This is a genomic window from Paenibacillus sp. sgz302148 (assembly GCF_056120465.1).
Genome location: NZ_JBVYOJ010000025.1, coordinates 1 through 22,164, shown reverse-complemented (window position 1 = coordinate 22,164; position 22,164 = coordinate 1). Strand labels below are relative to the sequence as shown.

General features: G+C 51.8%; 25 protein-coding genes, 1 rRNA gene and 1 riboswitch. Of the genes, 2 read left to right on the top strand and 24 right to left on the bottom strand.

Annotation, left to right across the window (positions count from 1 at the left end; genetic code table 11):
- Positions 1–3: 3 nt before the first annotated feature.
- From glmU to AC0LWM_RS27925, 13 genes are all read right to left on the bottom strand, one after another.
- Complete coding sequence (glmU, locus tag AC0LWM_RS27985; protein ID WP_474678326.1) at positions 4–1,401, bottom strand: bifunctional UDP-N-acetylglucosamine diphosphorylase/glucosamine-1-phosphate N-acetyltransferase GlmU; 1,398 nt, start codon at positions 1,399–1,401, stop codon at positions 4–6.
- Positions 1,402–1,587: 186 nt separating this feature from the next.
- Positions 1,588–1,872, bottom strand: coding sequence for a septation regulator SpoVG (spoVG, locus tag AC0LWM_RS27980; RefSeq protein ID WP_474678325.1), 285 nt, complete (start codon positions 1,870–1,872; stop codon positions 1,588–1,590).
- A gap of 126 nt (positions 1,873–1,998) precedes the next feature.
- The gene (locus AC0LWM_RS27975) at positions 1,999–2,388 is read right to left on the bottom strand and encodes a RidA family protein (RefSeq protein WP_474678324.1); all 390 of its coding nucleotides are present in this window, start codon (positions 2,386–2,388) and stop codon (positions 1,999–2,001) included.
- 63 nt (positions 2,389–2,451) lie between these two features.
- The gene (purR, locus tag AC0LWM_RS27970; RefSeq protein ID WP_474678323.1) at positions 2,452–3,273 is read right to left on the bottom strand and encodes a pur operon repressor; all 822 of its coding nucleotides are present in this window, start codon (positions 3,271–3,273) and stop codon (positions 2,452–2,454) included.
- A gap of 113 nt (positions 3,274–3,386) precedes the next feature.
- Complete coding sequence (gene ispE / locus AC0LWM_RS27965) at positions 3,387–4,241, bottom strand: 4-(cytidine 5'-diphospho)-2-C-methyl-D-erythritol kinase (RefSeq protein ID WP_474678322.1); 855 nt, start codon at positions 4,239–4,241, stop codon at positions 3,387–3,389.
- Positions 4,242–4,420: 179 nt separating this feature from the next.
- Positions 4,421–4,582: a small, acid-soluble spore protein, alpha/beta type gene (locus AC0LWM_RS27960; RefSeq protein ID WP_474678321.1), complete on the bottom strand. Its 162-nt coding sequence runs from the start codon at positions 4,580–4,582 to the stop codon at positions 4,421–4,423.
- A gap of 207 nt (positions 4,583–4,789) precedes the next feature.
- The gene (gene veg / locus AC0LWM_RS27955; protein ID WP_474678320.1) at positions 4,790–5,065 is read right to left on the bottom strand and encodes a biofilm formation stimulator Veg; all 276 of its coding nucleotides are present in this window, start codon (positions 5,063–5,065) and stop codon (positions 4,790–4,792) included.
- Between the two features lie 384 nt (positions 5,066–5,449).
- On the bottom strand, positions 5,450–6,337 hold the full coding sequence (gene yabG / locus AC0LWM_RS27950; protein ID WP_474678319.1) for a sporulation peptidase YabG: 888 nt from the start codon (positions 6,335–6,337) through the stop codon (positions 5,450–5,452).
- Positions 6,338–6,405: 68 nt separating this feature from the next.
- On the bottom strand, positions 6,406–7,281 hold the full coding sequence (rsmA, locus tag AC0LWM_RS27945) for a 16S rRNA (adenine(1518)-N(6)/adenine(1519)-N(6))-dimethyltransferase RsmA (RefSeq protein WP_474678318.1): 876 nt from the start codon (positions 7,279–7,281) through the stop codon (positions 6,406–6,408).
- Positions 7,282–7,827 (bottom strand): ribonuclease M5, encoded by a 546-nt coding sequence (rnmV, locus tag AC0LWM_RS27940; protein WP_474678317.1) that lies wholly within the window; start codon positions 7,825–7,827, stop codon positions 7,282–7,284.
- 146 nt (positions 7,828–7,973) lie between these two features.
- Positions 7,974–9,119, bottom strand: a complete 1,146-nt coding sequence (locus AC0LWM_RS27935; RefSeq protein ID WP_474678316.1) for a resuscitation-promoting factor — start codon at positions 9,117–9,119, stop codon at positions 7,974–7,976.
- 267 nt (positions 9,120–9,386) lie between these two features.
- A riboswitch (cyclic di-AMP (ydaO/yuaA leader) is annotated at positions 9,387–9,590 on the bottom strand.
- Between the two features lie 175 nt (positions 9,591–9,765).
- Positions 9,766–10,539, bottom strand: coding sequence for a TatD family hydrolase (locus tag AC0LWM_RS27930; protein WP_474678315.1), 774 nt, complete (start codon positions 10,537–10,539; stop codon positions 9,766–9,768).
- Positions 10,540–10,550: 11 nt separating this feature from the next.
- A complete protein-coding gene (locus AC0LWM_RS27925) occupies positions 10,551–11,840 on the bottom strand; it encodes an HD domain-containing protein (RefSeq protein ID WP_474678314.1) in 1,290 nt (429 codons plus the stop codon).
- Positions 11,841–12,171: 331 nt separating this feature from the next.
- Between AC0LWM_RS27925 and AC0LWM_RS27920 the strand changes: the two genes are divergently transcribed.
- Positions 12,172–12,426: an AbrB/MazE/SpoVT family DNA-binding domain-containing protein gene (locus tag AC0LWM_RS27920; RefSeq protein ID WP_474678313.1), complete on the top strand. Its 255-nt coding sequence runs from the start codon at positions 12,172–12,174 to the stop codon at positions 12,424–12,426.
- Between the two features lie 305 nt (positions 12,427–12,731).
- Here the strand turns inward: AC0LWM_RS27920 and rsmI are convergent, their stop codons facing one another.
- The 10 genes from rsmI to AC0LWM_RS27870 form a co-directional block, all read right to left on the bottom strand.
- Positions 12,732–13,664 (bottom strand): 16S rRNA (cytidine(1402)-2'-O)-methyltransferase, encoded by a 933-nt coding sequence (gene rsmI / locus AC0LWM_RS27915; RefSeq protein ID WP_474678312.1) that lies wholly within the window; start codon positions 13,662–13,664, stop codon positions 12,732–12,734.
- Positions 13,661–14,539, bottom strand: coding sequence for a tRNA1(Val) (adenine(37)-N6)-methyltransferase (locus AC0LWM_RS27910; protein ID WP_474678311.1), 879 nt, complete (start codon positions 14,537–14,539; stop codon positions 13,661–13,663). The genes rsmI and AC0LWM_RS27910 overlap by 4 nt, the downstream gene beginning before the upstream one ends.
- A gap of 51 nt (positions 14,540–14,590) precedes the next feature.
- Positions 14,591–15,025, bottom strand: coding sequence for an initiation-control protein YabA (locus tag AC0LWM_RS27905; protein ID WP_474678310.1), 435 nt, complete (start codon positions 15,023–15,025; stop codon positions 14,591–14,593).
- 570 nt (positions 15,026–15,595) lie between these two features.
- The gene (locus AC0LWM_RS27900) at positions 15,596–16,396 is read right to left on the bottom strand and encodes a PSP1 domain-containing protein (RefSeq protein WP_474678309.1); all 801 of its coding nucleotides are present in this window, start codon (positions 16,394–16,396) and stop codon (positions 15,596–15,598) included.
- Between the two features lie 3 nt (positions 16,397–16,399).
- Positions 16,400–17,383 carry a DNA polymerase III subunit delta' gene (gene holB, locus AC0LWM_RS27895; protein WP_474678308.1) on the bottom strand — a complete coding sequence of 328 codons (984 nt, stop codon included), beginning with the start codon at positions 17,381–17,383 and terminating at the stop codon, positions 16,400–16,402.
- A gap of 15 nt (positions 17,384–17,398) precedes the next feature.
- The gene (locus AC0LWM_RS27890) at positions 17,399–17,845 is read right to left on the bottom strand and encodes a YaaR family protein (protein WP_474678307.1); all 447 of its coding nucleotides are present in this window, start codon (positions 17,843–17,845) and stop codon (positions 17,399–17,401) included.
- Between the two features lie 157 nt (positions 17,846–18,002).
- Positions 18,003–18,332, bottom strand: a complete 330-nt coding sequence (locus AC0LWM_RS27885) for a cyclic-di-AMP receptor (RefSeq protein WP_474678306.1) — start codon at positions 18,330–18,332, stop codon at positions 18,003–18,005.
- A gap of 133 nt (positions 18,333–18,465) precedes the next feature.
- Positions 18,466–19,110 carry a dTMP kinase gene (tmk, locus tag AC0LWM_RS27880; protein ID WP_474678305.1) on the bottom strand — a complete coding sequence of 215 codons (645 nt, stop codon included), beginning with the start codon at positions 19,108–19,110 and terminating at the stop codon, positions 18,466–18,468.
- Positions 19,103–20,674 (bottom strand): aminotransferase class I/II-fold pyridoxal phosphate-dependent enzyme, encoded by a 1,572-nt coding sequence (locus tag AC0LWM_RS27875; protein WP_474678304.1) that lies wholly within the window; start codon positions 20,672–20,674, stop codon positions 19,103–19,105. Before AC0LWM_RS27875 ends, tmk begins: the two co-directional genes overlap by 8 nt.
- A gap of 91 nt (positions 20,675–20,765) precedes the next feature.
- Positions 20,766–20,954, bottom strand: a complete 189-nt coding sequence (locus tag AC0LWM_RS27870) for a sigma factor G inhibitor Gin (protein ID WP_474678303.1) — start codon at positions 20,952–20,954, stop codon at positions 20,766–20,768.
- Between the two features lie 300 nt (positions 20,955–21,254).
- On the opposite strand from AC0LWM_RS27870, the gene AC0LWM_RS27865 reads away from it, so the two are divergent.
- Entirely contained in the window at positions 21,255–21,791 is a 537-nt protein-coding gene (locus tag AC0LWM_RS27865) for a hypothetical protein (protein WP_474678302.1), read from the top strand.
- 63 nt (positions 21,792–21,854) lie between these two features.
- Here AC0LWM_RS27865 and rrf read toward each other — a convergent pair.
- Positions 21,855–21,971, bottom strand: a 5S ribosomal RNA gene (gene rrf / locus AC0LWM_RS27860).
- Positions 21,972–22,164: the final 193 nt, after the last annotated feature.

Sequence of the window (22,164 nt, the reverse complement as noted above, 5' to 3'; positions counted from 1 at the left end):
GCTTTACGCTTTGCCGCGGTTTTTCTTGGCTAATGCACGGGCACGGATCTTCTCCGCATAACCCGACTTGTTCGTTTGCCGCTCGCGGGCAATGGCCAAATCGCCCTCCGGCACGTCATGCGTGATCGTCGATCCCGCCACCACATACGCGCCTTTGCCGACCTGCACCGGCGCGATCAGGTTGACGTTGCTGCCGATAAACGCATCGTCGGCAATATCGGTAATCGATTTGTTGAAGCCGTCGTAATTGACCGTAATCGCCCCGCAGCCGATGTTCACGTTGCTGCCGACTTTGGCGTCGCCGACGTAACTCAGATGCGATACTTTCGTGTTATCGCCGAGCGTCGCGTTTTTGATCTCGACAAAATCGCCGATTTTGACGTTTTCCCCGGTACGGCTGCCTGGACGCATATAAGCGAAAGGCCCAACCGCCGTCCCGTTGCCGACGACCGATTCCGTTAGGACCGATTGCTTCACGGTGACGCCGTCGCCGATCTGCGAATTGTCGATCTCGGTATTCGGGCCGATTTCGCAATCCGAACCGATGACGGTTGTTCCGCGCAGCACCGTGCCCGGGTAAATGACCGTATCCGAGCCGATCGTAACGTCCGCGCCGATATACGTGGACGCCGGATCGATCAGCGTGACGCCGTTCACCATATGCTTATGGTTGATCCGCTCGCGCATGATCCGTTCCGCATTCGCGAGATAGACGCGGTCGTTCACGCCGATCGCTTCGTTCGGGTCGTCCGTGCAGTAGGCAAGCACCGACTCGCCTTGTGCCCGCAATATATCGATCACGTCGGTGAGATAATATTCCTTCTGCGCATTCTCGTTCGTCACTTGCGCCAGCGCAGCGAACAGCTTCGCATTATCGAAGCAATAAGTACCGACGTTGATTTCGCCGACCGCATGCTCTTCCGGCGTGCAATCCTTCTGCTCGACGATGCGCAGCACGGAGCCGTCATGGTCGCGGATGACGCGGCCGTAGCCGAACGGCTCCTCCATCTCCGCCGACAACAGCGTTGCGGCAGCTCCACGCTTCGTATGGAGCTCGTACATGCTGCGCAGCGTCTCCTCTTTCACGAGCGGCGTATCGCCGTATACGACGAACGTGACGCCGGTCTCGCCCTTGAGCGCGGCTTCCGCTTGCATCACCGCATGGCCTGTCCCAAGCTGCTCGGCCTGTAGTGCATACTCCGCACGATCGCCAAGCTGCGCCTGAACCGACTCCGCGCCATGGCCGACAACGACGACCGTCCGATCGACCTCCAGCTTATGCAGTGCATCGAGCACGTGCGCAACCATCGGTTTGCCGCATACCGGATGCAGCACTTTATATAATTTGGATTTCATTCGTTTTCCTTGGCCTGCCGCCAATACGATTGCCATCAATTTCATCTGTGCAATACCCTCCCTAGCTTTCGCCAATGCGTCATATAGCGGCTGTTCCGCTTCGCAATTGTGCATAGGAAAATTTGGTTCTATGCATCAAAACTTCTTAGTGAATCATACTGAATATATCTTACTTTACTCCAAAAGAAAAGAGAGCCGTTTGGCCCTCTTTCTTCATGGTACAATGTACCATTACGCCCCTTCTTCGATAACTTCCTCTTCGTTTGCCGCGCGCTCGTATTCTGCCAATACAGCGGACTGAATCTTCTCGCGGGTCGTCGATGAAATCGGATGAGCGATGTCGCGGAATTCCCCATCCGGAGTCCGCTTGCTTGGCATTGCGACGAACATTCCATTGTTGCCGTCGATCACGCGAATATCGTGAACAACAAATTCATTGTCAATGGTAATGGACGCAATCGCCTTCATTCTCCCCTCGGAATTGACACGGCGGAGTCTAACATCAGTAATCTGCACTTTTGTGTTCACCACCTTTTTCCAAAAGACTTGGTGTATACTTCCACACAATTGTGCCGATTCCTTCTTTATTTTGGCAGAAAACTAGATTTTTTAAAAATAATTTTTTTGTTCCACGACGATTCGTTACGATTCGACAGAAAGCGCTGCAATCAATTCGATTTCGACAGATACGTCACGGGGTAAGCGCGCAACTTCCACGGTGGAACGGGCCGGTTTATGGTCTCCGAAATACGATGCATAAATCGTATTGACCGCCGCAAATTGATTCATGTCTTTCAGAAAAACGGTCGCTTTCACGACATCGTTCAGCGTTGCTCCGGCCGCAGCGAGTACCGCCTTCAAATTGCGGAACACTTGGTGCGTTTGCTCCTCTACGCTGCCTTCTACAAGCTGTCCGCTCGCATCAAGCGGTATTTGCCCGGACGTAAACAATAAATTGCCGATGCGCATCGCTTGCGAATACGGTCCGATCGCTGCCGGTGCCTCGTTTGTGGATACGATTTGCGGTTTCATAGGGTCATGGCTCCTTTGGGTATCGTTTTCGTTATTGAAATTTATGAATTAGGGACGTCTTTGCTACTCTTGAAAATAATTTCCCGGCAGCACCGTAATTTGTTTGGATTTGGAATCGACGCTGGATAACTTCGCCAGCGATACGTACTCCGGTACGAGATGCTCTTCCGTTTCGCCGGATTCTACGAAGACGCCAACGCCTTGCACAGTGGCTTGGAACTCCTTCAGCAGGTCCATCATGCCGTGCACCGTGCCGCCTGCCTTCATAAAGTCGTCGATAATAAGCACCTTCGACTTCTCTTTCAGCGCGCGACGGGCAAGCGACATCGTCTGAATGCGCTTGGTCGAGCCGGAGACGTAATTGATGCTCACGACTGAGCCTTCGGTCACCTTATGATCCCTTCGAACGATGACGACCGGCAAGTTGAGATACGAGGCCGTCGCATAAGCGAGCGGAATACCCTTCGTCTCGACGGTCATGACGACATCGGCATCGCTTCCGGCAAAGGCGGAGGCGAACATTTTGCCGATCTCTTGCAGCGTGCCCGGTTCGCCGAGCACGTCGGTCATGTACAAATAACCGCCGGGCAAAATCCGTTCCGGCTGCTCCAGCCGGCGGCAAATTTGCTGCAGCGTGGCAAGCGAAGTCGCCTTCGGCGTTTTCGGGATATATTTGACGCCGCCCGCCGCGCCCGCCATCGTCAATAATTCGCCTAGACCTTCTTCCTCGAACACTTCCTTGATGATCGACAAGTCCTCGCTGATCGACGATTTGGCCGAGCTGTAGCGGTCGGCAAACGTTGTCAGAGGAATTAACGTGTGAGGGCGGAACAACAAATATTGCGTCATTTCCACAAGTCTGGCACTTCGTTTCAGTTTTTTCATCGATATTCCCCCTACTTCGCATGCCCAAAATCCGAATATTATAAAGAGAATATAGCATTTTTGTACGGCTTTATTCAAGCGGAGTCTTGGCTTATGTCCTGTTTATGTCTAGTTTATGTGAGCAAACGTACCGCGTATACTTCCTTGCAAAATCCGCGCAAGCCATTGTACAACCGGGCCACCTTCGATTCCTTCGAAGTAAGGCCGAATACCGTCGGCCCGCTGCCCGACATGAGCACCCCTTCGGCACCTAGTCGAAGCATACATTCTTTTAGTTGCCGAACTTCGGGATACAGCTCCAGCGTCACGTCCTCGAGTACGTTGCCGAGCCCCTCGCACATGGCCTCGAAGCTTTGTGCCTGAATCGCAGAGACCATCCCCTGCAGGGACGGATGTTTGTCGATCGCGTTCGCGCGCAGCTTACCGTATACGTCCGCGGTCGAGACGTTAATCGGTGGCTTCGCCAGGACGACCCAGCATTGCGGCGGGTTGTCGATATGCTCCAGCTGTTCGCCCCGCCCCCGGGCGATCGCCGTGCCGCCGGTGACGCAGAAGGGCACGTCCGAGCCAAGCTCGGCGCCAAGCTGCTGCAGTTCTTCGGTCGGGATGTTCAGCCTCCATAGCCGGTTCAACCCGCGCAACGTCGCAGCCGCATCGCTGCTGCCACCGGCGAGGCCCGCGGCGACCGGAATCTTTTTATCTAAATGAATATAAACGCCCTGCTTCACGTCATACCGTTCTTTAATCAGCTTGGCCGCCTGGAAGGCCAAGTTTTTCTCGTCCAGCGGGATATACCCCGCCTGGCTGCTAATAATAATTGCGTCGCGCGCGAGCTCCTCCATCTCGAGACGGTCGGCCAAATCGACCATCGTCATCACCATCTCGACTTCATGGTAACCGTCCTCTCGCTTGCGCAGCACGTCCAGCAGCAAATTGATTTTGGCCGGCGCTTTTTCATACACTTTCATCGGTTTGTCCACCTGCTTCCTGCTTCATGCCATGTAACGTCATTTTGTCATATATTATATCTTAACAAACCGATATAAGAAAAGTTTCTGATCGAAGCCCTTTCGATGAAGATACATTCGTGTCTTATAAGAAAAGCGAAGACAGTCGCCTGTCCTCGCCCACATTTCATGCTAAAGTATTAAAACTTCCCGGTTCTCGCAGCCTGCTGCTCCGCAATCTGAATCGCCCGCTTCACCATGTTGCCGGCATCCTTTGCTTTAATGCCGCCCCAGCCTTCGTTCTGCACCGTATCGTAAAAACCGAGATCCTTCGCCAGCTCGTACTTCAATTGCTCAGACATGATCCCGCCTCGTCTTCTTCTCGCCACGTGTACATTCGCCTCCTTTGAGCTTAGGTTAGCGTTAGTATGCGAATTTGGAGAGCATGTCATACCGCAAAAGCTTGCCTTGGGCTTGTCTGGCTACCTGGCTTCGCGCCATACCCCGGCCTATATGCAGAAAGCGGCTCAAGCTCCCGTAGAAGCCCAGCCGCTCTCCTGTATGTCGAATCAATGCTGTACAAAGTTGATGCGTACTTGTCCTTCATCCTGGCAGACCGAAACCTCCACCGATTCCGTAAGGATATCCGCATAACTGTATGACACGCGTTTGAACGCATGTTGTTCTTGGTCTAATTTCACAATGAAAACAGAAGGGTAGATTTCTTCCAACACACCGGTACGTTCGATCGTCTTTCGTCTCCCACCGTTTGCCCGCAACATAATTTTCTGCCCGACATGGGCTTCCAAACTACGCTTGATTTCCAACAGCGCATTTTTTGCCATTGTCAACTACCACCTCTTTCCTTGTTCATTATACCCTTTTGGAGGGGGCATGTCAAACAAGGAGAAATATTATAGCAGCGATGCAAATCAGTTGTCAACGGGGTTTTTGCGATTTTTTTAAATCCATGGGACAAAATAATTAATTATTGTTCACACAATGTTCAAATTCGGTCCATTGCATATCAAATTTTTCAATCTCATGCCATTTTAGAACAAGCCGTATGGACGGTGTGTATATGGGATCCCTTCAAGGAGGTTCGCGGTTTTTTACCAATTGGCCAATCCGCATTTTACCCGTTTTGTCGTCCTGCAAAAGCCAATTCCCGACAAATTTTTGCCGTTCCTTCATATATATAGTGTCTTACCTACGCAAAAAAACCCAACCTAAGCGGTTGGGGTAATCTGTTTCTTGCTCAAATCGATCGGCTTCGGGACGCCGATGCGATAGCTGCCGTACGACTCAATGCCGCCCATGCCTTCGACGCCGCTCACCGTGCGGCTGAAGATGTCCGGCATATTGACGGTATCTTTGATTGACGTATACGCCGTTTTGGCGGCGACATAACCGGGATCGAGCGCATGGATCAAGATGCGGCCGGGCGAGCTGGCGAAGTTGGCTCCAGCCTTCAGCAGCGCCTCGAAGTGTGACTGACAAGCGCCGGCGATCACCGTTAACGCGTCGCGGTTGCGCTCGTATTCCCGGGTAACCCTTACCGCATTCACGAAATTTTGCGAATTTTTGTAGCTGTTCAAGCTGTATATGTCGCCCCCGCGGCGGCTTTTCAGCAATCCGTCATGTCCGGTGATAACGACGATGTCCGGCTTCGACTGGGGCAGCAGACGATACAGCAGATCGGCCATGCGGGACTCCGAAACGAAGTAGCCCTCGGCAGGCACGCCCAGCTGTTCATACATCGCAATGCTTTTGTGCAAATAGGACTGATCGCCGTCAAGGTGCAGCACCTTGCCCGGCATGTCGAAATAAGACGTATTTTCCCTTATGCGAGAACCGTACGAAGCTCCTGATTTCTGCCGCTGCTGCTTGCGCTGCTCATCCATCCAAAGCATCGATTCGCGCATTTTCGCCCCTGCCCGCGACCGCGCTTCGAACTTCTCCGGTTCGGTTACGGTTACGAGATCGTCGACGTAAGAGTCGGCGAGCAATCGGAATTCCGTTCCTTTTAATATCGCATATTCGCGATAAAATGTTTCAATGCGAAACAGGACATCTCCGCCATATGAACGGCGAACGACCAGGTCTCCTTGCCTCATAAGCCAAATCACCTCTACGTCTATCGTATGGGCAGACGCGGCAATTGGTGCCACCTGAGCCGGCCAGATTATTCCTGCATCGCGTTGCTCAGGCGGGCGAACTCCTCCAGGCTGAGCGTTTCTCCGCGCCGGGTCGGATCGATGCCGCAGCGTGCCAGAACAGCCTCCATCTGCCCTCTCGTCTCCTTGGTGTAGAAACGAGTCAGCAAATTGTTGGCGAGCGTCTTGCGCCGCTGGGCGAAGCTTGCCTGCACCACGTCGAAGAAATGCTTCGCATCCTTGACGTCCACTGCCGGCTTCGATCGCACTTTCAGCCGGATGACCGCCGAATCAACGTTCGGCTGCGGCACGAACACCGTCTGCGGCACGATGCAGACGAGCTCCGGCTCGCAATAGAACTGAACGGCTACGCTTAAGCTGCCGTAATCTTTGCCGCCCGGCTTCGCCGCCATCCGCTCCGCGACTTCCTTCTGGATCATGACGACGATATTCTCGAGCGGCAGCCGCTCCTCCAGCAGTTTCATGATAATCGGGGTCGTCACGTAATACGGCAAATTGGCGACAACGCTGACGGCCTCTACGCCGTTCAGATGCTGCGCGACAACCTCGTGCAGGTTCAGCTTGAGCACGTCGCCGTGGACAACCTTCACGTTGGCGTAGGGCGCAAGCGTGTCCTCCAGAATCGGGATGAGCCGCTGGTCGATTTCGATGGCTGCGACTTTGCCCGCTTCCTTCGCGAGCTGCTGCGTCAGCGCCCCGATGCCCGGACCGATCTCAAGCGCGCCGCGCGTAGCATCCAGCTGCGCCGCATCGACGATTTTGCCGAGGATGTTCTGGTCGATCAGAAAGTTCTGGCCTAAGCTTTTTTTCAACGTGAATCCGTATTTGTTAATAATCTCTTTGGTCCGCCTCGGCGAGGCGATATCCTGTTCGATGTTCGTCATCTATGACCCTCTTTTGTCCAATTGTTGCAGCGCCGCTTGAAACTCCTCGCGGCTAATTTGAAACATGCTGCACCGTTTATAAAATTGTTTGCCGTTGCATACGCCAATCCCAAGCAGCTTGCCCATCTCCAGCCGTCTGCGCGCCGCGTCGGCATGTACGATGAGTCCCGCTTCGATCAGGTCCTCCATCGTGATCTGCGACTCGCTCCCGGCGTATTCGCTGCGCACATTGGCAAGTGCCTTCCGGATCGTCTCAGGGCTCGCGTTCTCGACGCCGATGTCGCCTTTCCACTCCGCGTCCTCCGCATTGATGAAAGCATGCTTGCAGCCCGGTACGCGCGCCGCCACGATTTTACGAATCCGCTCCCCCGCATGATCGGGGTCGGTGAAGATAATGACGCCGCGTCTCGCATGCGCAAGCTCCACCCTGCGGAGGACGTCCTCTCCGATGGCCGAGCCACCGGTCTCGATCGTTTCGGCCTCTACGGCCCTCAGAATCGCCGTTGTATCGTCTTTGCCCTCAACGACAATAATTTCTTTAATCATTCCGCCATTCGTCCTCCAGACCCCATGGATACATGATGTGAGTGGTAATGTTAAAACTTACGCCTCACAGCAAAAAAGAAGAGGATGTACTCCTCTTCTTAGCATGCCACATTTTGCAATTGAATGCCAGCTGCCCAAGCTGAAGCTTAATTCGCCGACGGCTTATTCGGCCCGATAATATAAACGGTGTAGCCTCGCTTAAGCCCAAAACGGTCGACGTAATCCTCGCTATCGAAATAGACGTCGATTTTCTTCCCTTTGACGGCACCGCCGGTATCTTCCGCCCGCCGGAAGCCGATCCCTTCGATGTATACCCACCAGCCCATCGGAATGACCTTCGGATCAACCGCAATCGTACGGCCTTCGGTTACCCGCGTGCCGGATGCGGTCACGCCATAACCGTGATCGCCCTTCTTCTTGCCGGTCGATTCTTCGCCGGCCGAATAAGCGGTTAACGTGACGTTCTTAAGCACTTGCTTCGCATCAAACGTGACGCCCTTCTTCGACAACGTCTCCACTGCGGGAGAATGTTTGGATAATACCGCCACCTTCGGCATCTGCTTCGTGCCGACGGCGATAATGGTATTCACAGATGGCGCCTGCACAAGCTTGTTTACGACTTTCGCCGATACGAGCTTGCCGTCTTCGTACACTTTCTCCACCTTGCTGACGACAAGACCGGATTTGCCGTTCTGAACGACCTTCTCCTTGCCTTTGAGCAGCGTCGGATCCGCCTTCTTCACGATCTGGAACGGAACGGTCTGTTTGCGGTCTTCGAACGTTTTCTTCACTCTGACGACCGTGACCTTGCCTCCCGAAGCGATCGCCTGGTCCAGCGATGGCATTACTTTGTCTTGCTTGCCTATAGAAATATTCGACTTCTCTATGGCGTTTCGAACTGTCTTTTCTGTCGTGTATACCGTTTTGGTCTGCCCGTCAGCAGTCACTTGAACCGGAATCGCATGATCGATCACGACGCGATCCCCGTCCTTGATCGACGACGTTACCGGCAAAGAAATCCGGTCGTGCTCGCCGATCGAAATGGCTTGTTCATCCAGTAGGCGTTGCAGGACCCATTGCTTTGTTTCCACAACGGTTTCTCGTCCATTCACAACTACGGATACGCTCTTGGTAGCCGTACCGTACAACAACACCAAAAACATGAAAGTCATAGCGAATGAGATTACAGCGGTAAGTAGGATCAGACGCAAGTTTTCATGCTTCCATCGCAATGCGAAAGACATGCTGGATGATCGGTTCCCATGGGTGTCCTCAAACTGAAAATCGCCCACTTCTTCGGTCCTCCTTCATAGCCCCGCCGCCCGAGTGTAACATGAGTTCATCCTGACGCGACTATCGTTTTTTACTCCCAGATCCGCAGTTCGATCCGATCGAAGCTGCTAATCCGGTGTGCAAGCTGGTACAGTCCACCTCCCATGCTTAACTGTATGAACCCCGCTTGTTCGATATTCAAAATAAAAGAAGCCGGCGATAAGAGGATACTCTTTCGCGGCTTCCGGTGACGTCAAAAACACATAGGAAGGTTGGCAGCACGAAATTTCCTCTCCCTGGCACGCTTACGAGGTTAGCTGACGGATTCGGACGTGAGAGTCGCCCTATTCGCAACGCAATCACATTCGGCATATGGCCAAAAATGATCGCTTGCAAAATTCACCCCTAATGAATGCACACGGCGTACTATCGGATAAGCAGCCGTACGTGGTTCCCCCGTTCTCCTACTGGAGACTCAGCGATACTGGAAATTGCAAACAATATTAACGTTCTGAAAAGAATGATAACCTGATTCCACCATCGGTGTAAAGAACGGCAAAAAACCGTTTTTCGGTAAAATTGATGAAAAAGCAGCGAAATTTCGTGAATTTTTGAAACAAAAGCATTAATTATTTCGTCATATTTAAGAAGATCTCTGTATTTCTTTCATTTTTGTGAAAATGTAAATATTTGGGCGGCGTTTTCGCTCGTTATTTTCGCGATTTCTTGGAGAGAAATTCCTTTTATTTCCGCTGCCATCTCCGCCACTAGTCTCACATGAGCACTCTCGTTTCGCTTTCCACGAAATGGGTGAGGAGTTAAATAAGGGCTATCTGTCTCGACCAATAGACGGTCCAGAGGCACCTTCGAGAGCACATCTTTCGGTTGAACCGCATTCTTGAACGTGATCGGTCCCCCGAACGAAATATAAAAACCCATATCGAGACATTGCTTGGCCGTTTCCCAGCTCCCCGAGAAGCTGTGCATGACCCCGCCGACCTCTCCGGCCTTCTCTTCCTTCAACAACCTCAGAATATCCTCATGCGCATCCCGATTATGAATGACAATCGGCATGTTCAGCTTGCGAGCGAGCCTGATTTGCTCCCGAAATACGCGATGCTGCACGTCCCGCGGCGACGTGTCCCAATAATAATCTAGCCCGATCTCACCGATCGCCACCACCTTCGGGTGTTTCGCTAGCGATTCGATCCATTCCAAATCGCCCGGTTCCATAGTGATCGCATCTTGGGGATGCCATCCAACGACGGCGTAGATGAAATCGTAGGTTTCGGCAAGCTTCATCGTCGTCGGGATCGTTTCGCGGTTGAATCCGATATTGATTAATTTGGTTACGCCCTGCTCCAGCGCGCGCGCGATTACTTCCTCGCGATCATCGTCGAACTTGGGCGAATCCAAATGCGTATGCGTGTCGATTAACATGATTGTCCTCCTCATTCTATGTCGAAAAATTTCCGGACTTCCGGCTTCAAATTTTGTCTTTCTTCATATAACATGTCCGCAGGATAATAGAAGTGATGTTTCCCCATATGGATGCCGCTGATCGAGCGGACGATCTCCGATTTTCGCGAGATTTCGGTCAACTTGTCGCGATCGCCGAGCAGTAAAATCGGCGGTTTCTCCTCAGCTTCCCCAGGCCGATAAACATCATACGGAAGATCGGAAGGAAAATCAATCTCGAAGTAATAATCGGGATCGATGCCGATTTGGCGCATATTATCGCGGATCGTTTCGATCAATTTCCCGTCGATGACGTCCGATATGACATATTTGTACAGCTTTCGGTCGAGAAATCGAATGCACAGATCGGATAGGATCGGGTCCCGCTCCTTCGTCCATTGCATGAACAGCGTTTGGATCAGCGCTTCATCCAGCATCAAATACTGCTCGGCCGTCATCGTATTCTCGAATAGCGACGGCAGCGGTTCGAGCAGGAATTGAAACGAATAACGACCCCCATAAAGCTGTTTCGCCCTGCGAAATATTTGTCGAAGTATGATTTCCGAGCTTCGCGTAACCGGGTGGAAGTAGACCTGCCAGTACATTTGGTATCTCGACATCAAATAATCTTCCACCGCATGCATGCCGCTGTCCTTAACGACGATTTTTCCTTTGAAAGGCCTAAGCACGCGCAAAATCCGGTCCAAGTCGAACGTTCCGTAATTGACGCCGGTAAAATAGGCATCGCGAAGCAAATAATCCATCCGGTCCGCGTCCAATTGGCTCGATACGAGGCTGATGACGATCGGCTTATTGTACGTTTTGGCGATCACTTCGGAAACGCGCTGCGGGAACGATTCCGAAACCCGGCGCAAGACATGGTTCACCTCCGTGTCGCCAAGCAAAAGCTTGATGGTCCAATCCTCATGATGCATGTCGAAGGCTTGTTCGATCGAGTGTGAGAAAGGCCCGTGTCCGATATCGTGCAGCAGCGCTGCGCAAAGACACAATAATCGTTCCTCCTTCGGCCAGTCGGGATGCTGATTGCGCTCGAATTGCGAAATGATTTTACGCGTAATTTCATAAACACCGAGCGAATGAGAGAATCGGCTGTGCTCCGCCCCGTGGAATGTCAAATACGAGGTGCCGAGCTGGCGGATCCGCCGCAAACGTTGAAACTCCCTGGTGTTGATGAGGTCCCAAATTGTACCGTCTTGTACATAAATGTATTTGTGCACCGGATCTTTGAACACTTTTTCTTCGGGGAGCGGATGGTGATCCATGAGCATTGCCTCCTTTTCATCAAACCGTGTCGAATTTATTAGGACTTTAGACCTCTGTTTTCGACAATTTTCAGTAAGTATAAAGTCTTTGTTTGTCGAAACATGTCATGTAAACTCTTCCAGAAAATCACCTTACGGAAACGCGCAATCCAATTTACGGAATCGCGAAAATCCCTTTCGCAGCTTGCGTTATCCATATTTTATACCAACATTTAACTCCAATTCTAGCAAATTTGATGTTGACTGTTTTGGGAAAGGTTGGTATCATTAAACTAAAGTGTTTGTCGAATCATGGCGATAATCATTTGTACTTGAGAGGAGATAAATTGAAATGATGAAATCCACTGGTATTGTAAGAAAAGTTGATGAACTGGGCCGTGTTGTAATTCCGATCGAACTGCGCCGCACGCTGGGTATTGGCGAGAAAGACGCGCTTGAGATTTATGTAGACGGCGAGCGCATCATGCTGAAGAAATATGAACCGGCTTGCATCTTCTGCGGCAACGCGGAAAATGTTACGTATTTCAAAGGAAAAATCGTTTGCAACAGCTGTTTATCGGAAATGCCTGTTCCCGTTGCAAAATAATAAGACAAAATCGAAAAAATAGTATATAATAGAATTGTTGAGCATTAGTTTGTTACCCGAGTATGTTAATTCTAACCTTTTTCATACTCCTTGTGCCCTTGTCCGGCCCATCTTTTTTGGGAATCACCGGCAAGGGCATCTTTTTGTGCAAAAATAACACTTCGCAAATGTTCCGCCGCTAGGATTGACTTAACTCGCAGTCTAATGGCCTAGCGGCTTGCTTGATGCATTTCGCAAACACTGCTCCGGCGACACAAGCGGAAACGCTCAGCAGGATGATGCAATTGCAGCCGGGTGCCCGGCTTCTACGTTTGATGCAGCCGGTTGTATAACTCGCGTTTCGGTACTTTGCGATCGACGGCCGCCAGTTTGATCGCTTCCTTGCGGTTCATCCCCTGCTGCTCATAATGCGCAACGTGCTGTTCCTCCGTCAGAGCCTGCCACCATACAGCTTCATCGCTTTCTCCACCGGCCACGGCCAAGGCTGCTGTTCCCGCTTCCACACCTTGCACTACAATGCAGTACTCGCCTTGAGGCGGGTGTTCCTCCATCCATTCGAGACACTCTGCAATTGACCCGCGTATAATTTCCTCATATCGCTTCGTCAGTTCGCGGGCCAAAGCGATCTGACGGTCGCCGATCACGCGTCTCATCGCCTCCAACGTTTTCTTCACGCGGTGCGGCGATTCGTAGAACAATAACGATCCTTCCAGTCGCTTCAAGCCGGTCAGCGCTTCCTCCAGCGGTTTCTTCTCGCGTGGCAGAAAGCCAACGAAGGTGAACCGGCCGGTCGACAAGCCGGATACGATCAACGCCGATAAAGCGGCGTTCGCGCCCGGTATGGGCACAACGGCGATATCCCGCTCCACCGCAAGCCGGACAAGGTCTTCGCCGGGATCGGAGATCGCAGGCAGTCCGGCGTCACTCACTAGCGCAATGGAGCTCCCTTCCTCCAGCATCCGGATCAGCTCCGGCCCGCTCGATTGTTTGTTATGCTCGTGATAGCTGACGAGCCGCGTCGCCACTTCGAAATGCGTCAGCAGCTTGCGCGTCTGCCGCGTATCTTCCGCGGCGATGAGATCGACCTCCTTCAACGTTCGAATGGCTCGGAACGTCATGTCTTCCAGGTTTCCGATCGGTGTAGCGACCAAATATAACGTCCCTGGCTCCTGCGCTCCCTTCGCATCCGACCCATCGCTTGCGCGATTGCGAAAACTTTTTTGCACATGAAAAGTCATTCCGTCTCTCCCTCCTTCTTCTGCGATGTGAAATAGCCATTTGGCCCGGTTGATTTCGTCCATTCTTCCGTGATATCAGGGTTCTTATCCGCTTCTTGCGGGACAACGGACTCGCCATCATCCGACAGCCGACTGCTTCCGCCATAATAAATGTCGAGCAGCTCGTCGCAATATTCCTGATGATCCCGATATACGATCAGCGGCGGCAGCAACCGCACCTCCGGTTTACCGTCCCGGATCGCTTCGATCAGCACCATGTTCGCTTCGGCACCCGCACGCGGGTGGACGAACCGTATCCGTTTCGGCTCCAGCCGGTGCTTGCTCATTGCCGCCAATATTTCCACAAGCCGCGATGGACGGTGCACCATCGCCACCTTGCCTCCGGTACGGACGAGCCAGCTGCAGGCGGCGACCACGTCTTCCAGCGTACAATGCATTTCGTGCCGGGCTATCGCATAATGCGCGTTCGTATTCTGATCGCCCGCCTGAACCGGCATATAGGGCGGATTCACCGTAACGAGGTCATAAACGCCATGCAGCGCAGGATCACGCCATGCCCGCAAATCTCCATGATGAATGCGGATTTGTCCTTCCAGCCCGTTCAATCGGACACTGCGCGCCGCCATATCGAACAAGCGGTCTTGGATCTCGACCGCATCGATGGACGCTTTCGTTCGCGTCGAGAGCAGCAGCGGCACGGCCCCGTTGCCCGTGCACAAATCCATGATTCTCCCCCGTACGGGAACGGAGCAGAACCTGGCCAGAAGCACCGCATCCATCGAAAAGCTGAATACTTCGTTGCTTTGTATGATTTTTAACTGATGTGTCAATAGGTCGTCAAGCCGTTCCGTATCCTTCAATGCTACGTTATCCATTATTCCCTCTCCTAGCAAAAAAACCGTAGGCCGACAGCTCCTACGGTTTCTTTATTTATTCAAAAACGACAAGCAGAACAAACAATCGCCCTCGGTTCTTAAATGTCCGTAATATACATTGCATATATGAAACCCTTCGTGGTACAGACGCGCTAAATTATCGTATCCTTCGCCGGTAGCCGCAGCGATCTTGATCTCTTTGGCCGTACGCTCCTCCGGCAGTTTCAACGACGCCTCAACATCAACTATCGGCGTTTCTTCAGCATCGATCGAAGCCTCTTCGGTCTCGCCGTTAGCCGATTGTGCATAGCTTGACTGCGACTCTTTTTTTAATATTTTGCGCAATTGCTGGTTTTCTATGCGCAGCCTCTGGTTCTCTTCAAGCAGCTGTTTGATTGTTTGCTTCAAGGTCCCCAGATTGCCATGGAGCTCGCCCATGTGCGATTCGATTTGATCGATTTCTTGGAAAATATTTTTTTTATCCACGATTCCCACCCCGCAATTGTAAGAAAAACTTCGATCGAAGTCATTCAAAGATGAGCGACCGCGTTTCAGCGGTAGTTTATTCTTGGTAAAGAAAGTTCTCTTTCGCATTATTGCTTCATCAAAATCAACTTTCTTTAGCGTTAAGAGAAGCTTCTAATTCTAATCGAAGCCCTTTCGATGATGATACATTCGTGTCTTAGAGGAAGCTTCTCTTGCCAAATCGAATTTAGGTCATTACGTTATCTGCGGAAACTTATAAATTCTATTGTGGTAAGAAAAACTTCGATCGAAGTCATTCAAAGATGAGCGACCGCTTTTCAGCGGTAGGTTATTTTTATATTATAAGAAAAACTCCCATTGAAACATCTCGGACGAGCTGCCGAACTTTATTGTCCGGTATCCGAGCTATTCCTTCAATCGAAGTTCTTCAACATAAGATGAGCGATCGTTATCTTCGGAAAACTTATAAATTCTATTCTGGTAAAAAGAGATCTGCCCGCGTGCGGACAGACCTCTTCGCCATTCCATCTCACGCTCTATTTTTCAAATCCTCTAAGGCTGCTTCGTTCCTTATTGAACAACGACATCGTCAAACGGAAGCTCTTTGACTTTGCCGATTTCGAACAATTGCACATGTACGGTACGCTCGCCCGCATTAATACCCACGACTTTGCCGTCTCCATACGATGTAACGACCAGCTTGCCTACAGAAGGCAGCTCGTCCTTCACGCTTTCATAATTGTCATGCTCAAACTTCAAGCAGCACATTAACCGGCCGCACAGGCCTGAAATTTTCGTCGGATTCAGCGACAAGCTCTGATCCTTGGCCATCTTGATCGATACGGGCTCGAAATCGCCGAGCCACGAGGAACAGCAAAGAATTCGTCCACACGGACCGAGTCCGCCGAGCATTTTCGCTTCATCGCGCACGCCGATTTGTCTTAGCTCAATTCGGGTACGGAAGATGCCGGCTAAATCTTTGACCAGCTCGCGAAAATCGACGCGCCCTTCGGCGGTAAAGTAAAAAATGATTTTGTTGCGGTCAAACGTATATTCCACGTCAACGAGCTTCATTTTGAGTCCATGCTCTTTGATTTTATCCAAACCGATTGCAAACGCATTTTTGGCTGCGGCTTTGTTCTCCTCTACCGCACGCGCGTCTGTGTCGTCTGCAATTCGGATTACCTTCTTGAGCGGTAACACGACATCGGCTTCGCCTACGGTTTTTTTACCGATAACGACTTTTCCGTATTCAATGCCGCGCGCGGTTTCGACGATGACGCTCTGATCCTTGTCTACCGGCCAATGCGTCGGGTCGAAATAATAGATTTTCCCCGCTTTTTTGAAGCGGACGCCTACGACATTATACAAGCACTACCCCCCCTGCCTCTGTATTCCCATAATGAATTGCTCAAATGCGAGCTGCGGCTGGGCATGATAGCGGAGCCTTTTCTGCGTTTCGACCGCCTGCTCCATGCAGGCGACCCATTCGGCCATGCTGCGTGAGAAAGCATGCCCAGTCAACCACTCGATTTGATCTATGAAAACGATACTTCCTCGTCGATTGCATTGCATGTGAAGCATATCTTTGAACCATAATACAAACAAGCTAAGAATGGTATCAAGCTGGTCGATGAGCTCGGATTTGACGAGTTTTTGCTGTGCCGTAACGATGGCGGAAGCAAATTTAGCTAACGCTTCCTTCCCCAATTGTATCATTACGTTTCTTAATTCTGCAAACTCATTTCGCTGGATAATTTCCCTACATGCCGCAAGGCCTGCGGCCAGGTGAACGGCGCAGCGGACCAACGTCTCGGGATGTCCTTCGCCAAGCAGCACCGGAATCATTTCATCCGGCGAAAGCGGCGTAAAGGCGACCCATTGCGACCGAGAACGGATGGTCGGCAGCACGGCATTGCCGTTGTCTGTAATGAGAATCGCAACAACGTCTGCCGCCGGCTCCTCGAGAAATTTAAGCAAGCTGTTGGCGGCTTGGACGGTCAGCTTCTCCGCCTGCAGCATGATATACACTTTCGGTTGCTGCGCTTTGGCGCGATAGGAAAACTCGCGCTGCAGCTCTCGGATTTGATCGATTTTGATCGAAGCCCCATCCGGCTCGACCATGTGCAAATCCGGATGATTCCCGTGTTCGATCTTCCGGCATTCGATACACGTCCCGCACGCATCGTCCTTTCGTTCGAGACAAAATAACGCTTGCGCGAATGCGAGCGCCATTTGCCGCTTTCCCGTTCCCGCAGGGCCGCTGAACAGGTACGCATGCGATACTTTATCGCCCCGCAGCCCGTTCTGCAGCAGTTGCTTCGCCCGCTGCTGTCCGACGATTGCTTCAAATGACATGTCTTATTCGCCCCGCTAAAAAAATAAATTAATTAACAATCCGCGGATTTCGCCGATTTTTTGCAACAGATCGATACGTCCTTGTTCGGTCTCGAGCAGATCGTCGCCCATAGCCAGCAGCGCCGAGTCGAGCTCCGCAAGCAGCTTATACCGTTTGCCTCGCCCACGCCGATCCCAGCCTTTGGTATCCTTGATGCCGACGCCGCGGCGAACCGTATCTTCAAGGAACTGCTTGACCAGCTGCTTATAGGCGCGCAGCTCGCGAATCGTCATCGACTTGGCGAGGCGCTCCCCCTGCAGCTGAATTTGCTGCATCTTAAGCGAAAGCTGCTCTTGTGTCGCCTGCTGCGCGTGCTGCTGCATGACGTCGTTAAACGCTCTCGGCTGGATCTGCTGCAAGTTCGTGTTATCCGTTATCTGTATTCCTTGGCCCATCGGCCGAAAGCCCGGATTGATTTTCATGCCGTACGGCTCCTTGTCTCTTATCCTGCTTGCCTATTCTTCGTGACGCGAAACCGCCGTCAATTTCATTCTATAGAAAAGCCTCATTACTGTCTACGATAGGATATCATCTGTTGCAAGGATAAACGGCTTGTGCCATCCTCGTCGGCGCATCGTTTTAAAAATGCTCGAATCGCTCTACCGGCATAACGAACACCGCGGCGCCGCCTACTTGTACTTCGACCGGGAACGGAATGTAGGAATCCGTTGTTCCCCCCATTGGCGAAACCGGCGTTACAAGCTGGTCCCGCACCTTGCAGTTCGATTTGATGACCTGCATGACCTCGGTGACGCGCTCATCCTCGATCCCGATCAGAAACGTCGTATTCCCCGCACGCAAGAAACCGCCCGTACTAGCCAGCTTCGTTGCGCGGAAACCCGCTTTCACGAGTGCAATGGACAACCGGTTGCTATCCTTATCCTGTACTACGGCAATGACCAATTTCATTCCAAAAACCTCCCTAGAGAATAAAAGTTGATCTGCGATTCATTGTCCTATTCGTTGGCGACATATTCGTCAATAATCAAACCATGAGTCCGGTATTACAATATAATATTTGACATGAACCTGCGAAAATCCTTTATTTGAGCCGTTTTTTTGCAAATTCCCGTTCTATTAGCGTCAAAACGGCTACAAATACCGCTTGCTGCTCGGGTGCCGCGTCGACCTTGAAAATTCGTTCCGGATAGCGCTGCGCAAGGATTCGGTACCCTTCTCTCACTTTCTTGTGGAAGCCGATCGCTTCCAGGTCCAGCCGGTTCACCTCACGATCCTCATTCGCACGAATCCGCTGTAAGCCGAGCTCAGGATCGAGATCCAAATAAATCGTCATGTCCGGCATCATGCCGTCGATGGCAAAAGCATTGATCGACATCACCTCGTCGATTCCTAAACCGCGAGCATAGCCCTGATAGGCCAAGCTGCTGTCGATGAAACGGTCGCATAAGACGATCTTGCCCTGCTCTAAAGCGGGAATCACCTTCTCGACAAGATGCTGTCTGCGTGCCGCCGCATAGAGCAGCGCCTCCGTACGGCCATCCATGGCCGTATGCTGCTTATCCAGAATAACTGCACGAATTCGTTCGGCAATCTCGATCCCGCCCGGCTCGCGGGTTACGATCGTTTCCATTCCCCGGCTGCGAAGCTCCTGCTCCAGCCTGACGATCAACGAAGATTTGCCTGCGCCCTCTCCGCCTTCAAACGATATAAACCAGCCTTTACTCATGTGACGGTATGCCCCTGTTCTCTTTATTTTCATCATTTTCTGTTGCTTCATTATATATACGCAATGTTCTTAACGTTGGGTCATGGACTCCCTGGCATTTGACCATACCTTTCTCCGCTTCCTTGGCCAGTGCGACCAAATAACGAGCCGTCTCAGCCGTAATGCGCTCCCCCTTGTACAACACGGGAATGCCCGGCGGATACGGAATAACCATTTCCGCTGCTACCTGCCCTACCGCTTCATCCACGGGGATGGATACAATCGCGCTTTCAGCCATGTCTCCCCGATCCGACGACCGACTGAACGATAGCCGGAACGGTACGGGCTCCGAGATCACATTCCAACGTGGGAGCGTTTCTGCGGGCTGCGGAGTTGCCATGGCTTCCGGTTTGTTACCTAGTCCATATTGCTTCGCTATTCGTTTCAACGCTGTGTATAACGCTTCTGCATCGCTCAGCGTCGTCCCTAAGCTGAATACGAGAACAACGTACCGCATATCGGCCATTTCGGCGACACACTGATAGGTACCGAGCTGCTCCAACAAATCATAACCGGATAAGGTGCCGGTTTCATCATGGATGACGATTTTGAACGGATCCATCGTTGTGAAGGCTTGACGTGAAGCGCCCTGAAGCCGCTGTTCCGGCAGCACGCCAAATGGGGGCAGCTCTTGCAACATGCGGCGGAATGACCTTGCCGCATTCAACCCTTCGCTGAAGCTGTCGGTACCGCGCGTATGCAGCGTATGGCGGCTCAAGTCCAGTGATGCCATCAACGGATACGATGGACTGGAGCTTTGCAGCATCGCGAGCCGCTCCTTGACGATGTTGCGGAGGACCAGCGGCCCCTGCATGTGCAGCATCGCGCTCATCGTCATGCCCGCGAGCATTTTGTGCGTCGATTGCACGACGCCGTCCGCGCCGCATTGCAAAGCCGAAGGCGGCAGCTCCGGGTGCATGCCGTAGTGCGCTCCATGCGCCTCATCGACGATGAGCGGTTTATCGTACGCATGTACGCGTTCGGCGATAGCCTTCAGATTCATGCCCATGCCGTAATAGTTCGGATTCGTTAGGAAAACGCCTTTAGCTTCCGGATACATCTGCAGCGCTTTATCGACGGATTCCAGGCTGACTCCTGCCGCCAAGCCAGATGCTTCATCCGTTTCCGGCGGGAGAAACACCGCCTTCGCTCCGGCTATCATTAACCCATGCAGAACCGATTTATGTACATTCCGCTGAACAAGCAGCACATCGTCCCGATCGCACAATGCCGTGATGAACGCCAGGTTGCCCACCGTGCTGCCTCCAACGAGAAAACACGTCTCCTCCGCGCCAAAACATTCCGCCGCCAGACGCTGTGCTTCGGCAATCACGCCTTCCGGATGATGCAAATCGTCCAAGCCCGCGATTTCCGTCACGTCGATGCCCATCACGGCAGCCAGCCGATCAGCCCCAAGCGGGTTCAGCGCCTTGCCGTTTTTATGTCCAGGTACGTGAAAGGTTGTCGCCTCACGCAAGCCGTATAGAACCAATGCCTCATATAGAGGCGCACTGTTCCGATCCATCGTGTCGATCCTTCCGAATTTTTGTACCTATTGTAACACAAAAAAATAAGGACTTCCCTGATGGAACCCCTTCCGCGTTGCGATTTAACGGTTATGCGTCTTTCTTGTACCAGATTTGCTTCATCTGATGAATGAAAAAAGGATATTTCGCGTCCTTGACGTCCGTTTGCACCATTTCCGCTTCGCACGTGTCGCAAATAAACTCCGAAATGATGACGATGCCTTCCTGCTTTTCGAGCCCGCAGATGATGCATTTGTTTTTCGGCCGATTGTCCTCCATTGCCGTCACCCCGTTTCATTTTCCTATTATTATGCCACAAAATCTATTCTTTTAAACTTTGAAAACACCAAAAAGTTTAAACGTTTACCCCGTACTGCCCTATAACGTATGCGGCGCAAACCGCATAGGTGTTAGTCCAGACCCGACAATCCCCATTCCGCAAAGCAAAAATAATATATTGATTGTCCTTCGTCTGGCCGATATTAATAGTAATATAAGCTCTGATCCTAGCCCTTCGACCAAAGACCTACGTACGAACAAATATCGCCGCAGCGAAGCGGCTCATAAGCAGGTGCCATCATGACTCTACCCACTACCGTTCCCGAAACCGGCGATACGACCGTCTATCAGTATAAATTGGTGCGTAAAATAACGTTTCGTCCCGCTTTGCTCTATAGCTATATCCTGCTTCTTGCCATCGTTCCGATGGTAGACAGCGTTATCTGGCCCATCGTCAGTCTTCTTTATTATGGAGCCGGCTTCATCATGGTCGGGCTTATACATTACGTCATTATGTCTATCTTCCATCAAACGATCATGCGGTCCGCACAGAAGCGTTGGATTGTGAAAATGAAGCTACCATTCATTGGCTTCATGCCGCCTCAGTTCATGACCTGGCGCATCTTCCGCCAAACGCAGGTTCACTTGTTCTGGATCGGCTTCTGCTTCGTTGGGCTGCTTAGTCCATGGATCCCTCTGTACGCCATTGTAAACGTCGCTACGGTGCACCTCTGGGTCATGCTGCCGCGACTCGCGGTATTATATAGCCTTCGCAAGCAATCCAATGCCGGTCTTGTCCGCCAAAACGATCACGATTTTTCGTATTATCATGCCTAACTTGCTCCGAAAAGCAAAACAAAAACAGCCATTACGACGGATCGTAATGGCTGTTTCATCTGTGCTTGGCGACGTCCTACTCTCCCAGGATCCTGCGATCCAAGTACCATCGGCGCTGGAGGGCTTAACGGTCGTGTTCGGGATGGGTACGCGTGGAACCCCTCCGCCATCGCCACCAAACGGGCTATCGCTTATCGCGAAAGCGGTGCAATGCTCAGGTATTATTCCCTGAAAACTGAATGCGAAAGTAAGTGTGCTTCGTTAATCCTTAGCTTCCCGGCGGGTAACCGGGGGAAATTAGTTAAGCCCTCGACCGATTAGTATTCGTCAGCTGCACGCATTGCTGCGCTTCCACCCCGAACCTATCAACCTC

Excerpts from the sequence above, each read along its gene's own strand:
- glmU (WP_474678326.1), bottom strand. The coding sequence starts at position 1,401 with ATGAAATTGATGGCAATCGTATTGGCGGCAGGCCAAGGAAAACGAATG.
- AC0LWM_RS27975 (WP_474678324.1), bottom strand. The coding sequence starts at position 2,388 with ATGAAACCGCAAATCGTATCCACAAACGAGGCACCGGCAGCGATCGGA.
- purR (WP_474678323.1), bottom strand. The coding sequence starts at position 3,273 with ATGAAAAAACTGAAACGAAGTGCCAGACTTGTGGAAATGACGCAATAT.
- ispE (WP_474678322.1), bottom strand. The coding sequence starts at position 4,241 with ATGAAAGTGTATGAAAAAGCGCCGGCCAAAATCAATTTGCTGCTGGAC.
- AC0LWM_RS27960 (WP_474678321.1), bottom strand. The coding sequence starts at position 4,582 with ATGTCTGAGCAATTGAAGTACGAGCTGGCGAAGGATCTCGGTTTTTAC.
- veg (WP_474678320.1), bottom strand. The coding sequence starts at position 5,065 with ATGGCAAAAAATGCGCTGTTGGAAATCAAGCGTAGTTTGGAAGCCCAT.
- yabG (WP_474678319.1), bottom strand. The coding sequence starts at position 6,337 with ATGAGGCAAGGAGACCTGGTCGTTCGCCGTTCATATGGCGGAGATGTC.
- rsmA (WP_474678318.1), bottom strand. The coding sequence starts at position 7,281 with ATGACGAACATCGAACAGGATATCGCCTCGCCGAGGCGGACCAAAGAG.
- rnmV (WP_474678317.1), bottom strand. The coding sequence starts at position 7,827 with ATGATTAAAGAAATTATTGTCGTTGAGGGCAAAGACGATACAACGGCG.
- AC0LWM_RS27930 (WP_474678315.1), bottom strand. The coding sequence starts at position 10,539 with ATGTTAATCGACACGCATACGCATTTGGATTCGCCCAAGTTCGACGAT.
- AC0LWM_RS27925 (WP_474678314.1), bottom strand. The coding sequence starts at position 11,840 with ATGGATCACCATCCGCTCCCCGAAGAAAAAGTGTTCAAAGATCCGGTG.
- AC0LWM_RS27920 (WP_474678313.1), top strand. The coding sequence starts at position 12,172 with ATGATGAAATCCACTGGTATTGTAAGAAAAGTTGATGAACTGGGCCGT.
- rsmI (WP_474678312.1), bottom strand. The coding sequence starts at position 13,664 with ATGACTTTTCATGTGCAAAAAAGTTTTCGCAATCGCGCAAGCGATGGG.
- AC0LWM_RS27910 (WP_474678311.1), bottom strand. The coding sequence starts at position 14,539 with ATGGATAACGTAGCATTGAAGGATACGGAACGGCTTGACGACCTATTG.
- holB (WP_474678308.1), bottom strand. The coding sequence starts at position 17,383 with ATGTCATTTGAAGCAATCGTCGGACAGCAGCGGGCGAAGCAACTGCTG.
- AC0LWM_RS27890 (WP_474678307.1), bottom strand. The coding sequence starts at position 17,845 with ATGAAAATCAATCCGGGCTTTCGGCCGATGGGCCAAGGAATACAGATA.
- AC0LWM_RS27885 (WP_474678306.1), bottom strand. The coding sequence starts at position 18,332 with ATGAAATTGGTCATTGCCGTAGTACAGGATAAGGATAGCAACCGGTTG.
- tmk (WP_474678305.1), bottom strand. The coding sequence starts at position 19,110 with ATGAGTAAAGGCTGGTTTATATCGTTTGAAGGCGGAGAGGGCGCAGGC.
- AC0LWM_RS27875 (WP_474678304.1), bottom strand. The coding sequence starts at position 20,674 with ATGGATCGGAACAGTGCGCCTCTATATGAGGCATTGGTTCTATACGGC.
- AC0LWM_RS27870 (WP_474678303.1), bottom strand. The coding sequence starts at position 20,954 with ATGGAGGACAATCGGCCGAAAAACAAATGCATCATCTGCGGGCTCGAA.
- AC0LWM_RS27865 (WP_474678302.1), top strand. The coding sequence starts at position 21,255 with ATGACTCTACCCACTACCGTTCCCGAAACCGGCGATACGACCGTCTAT.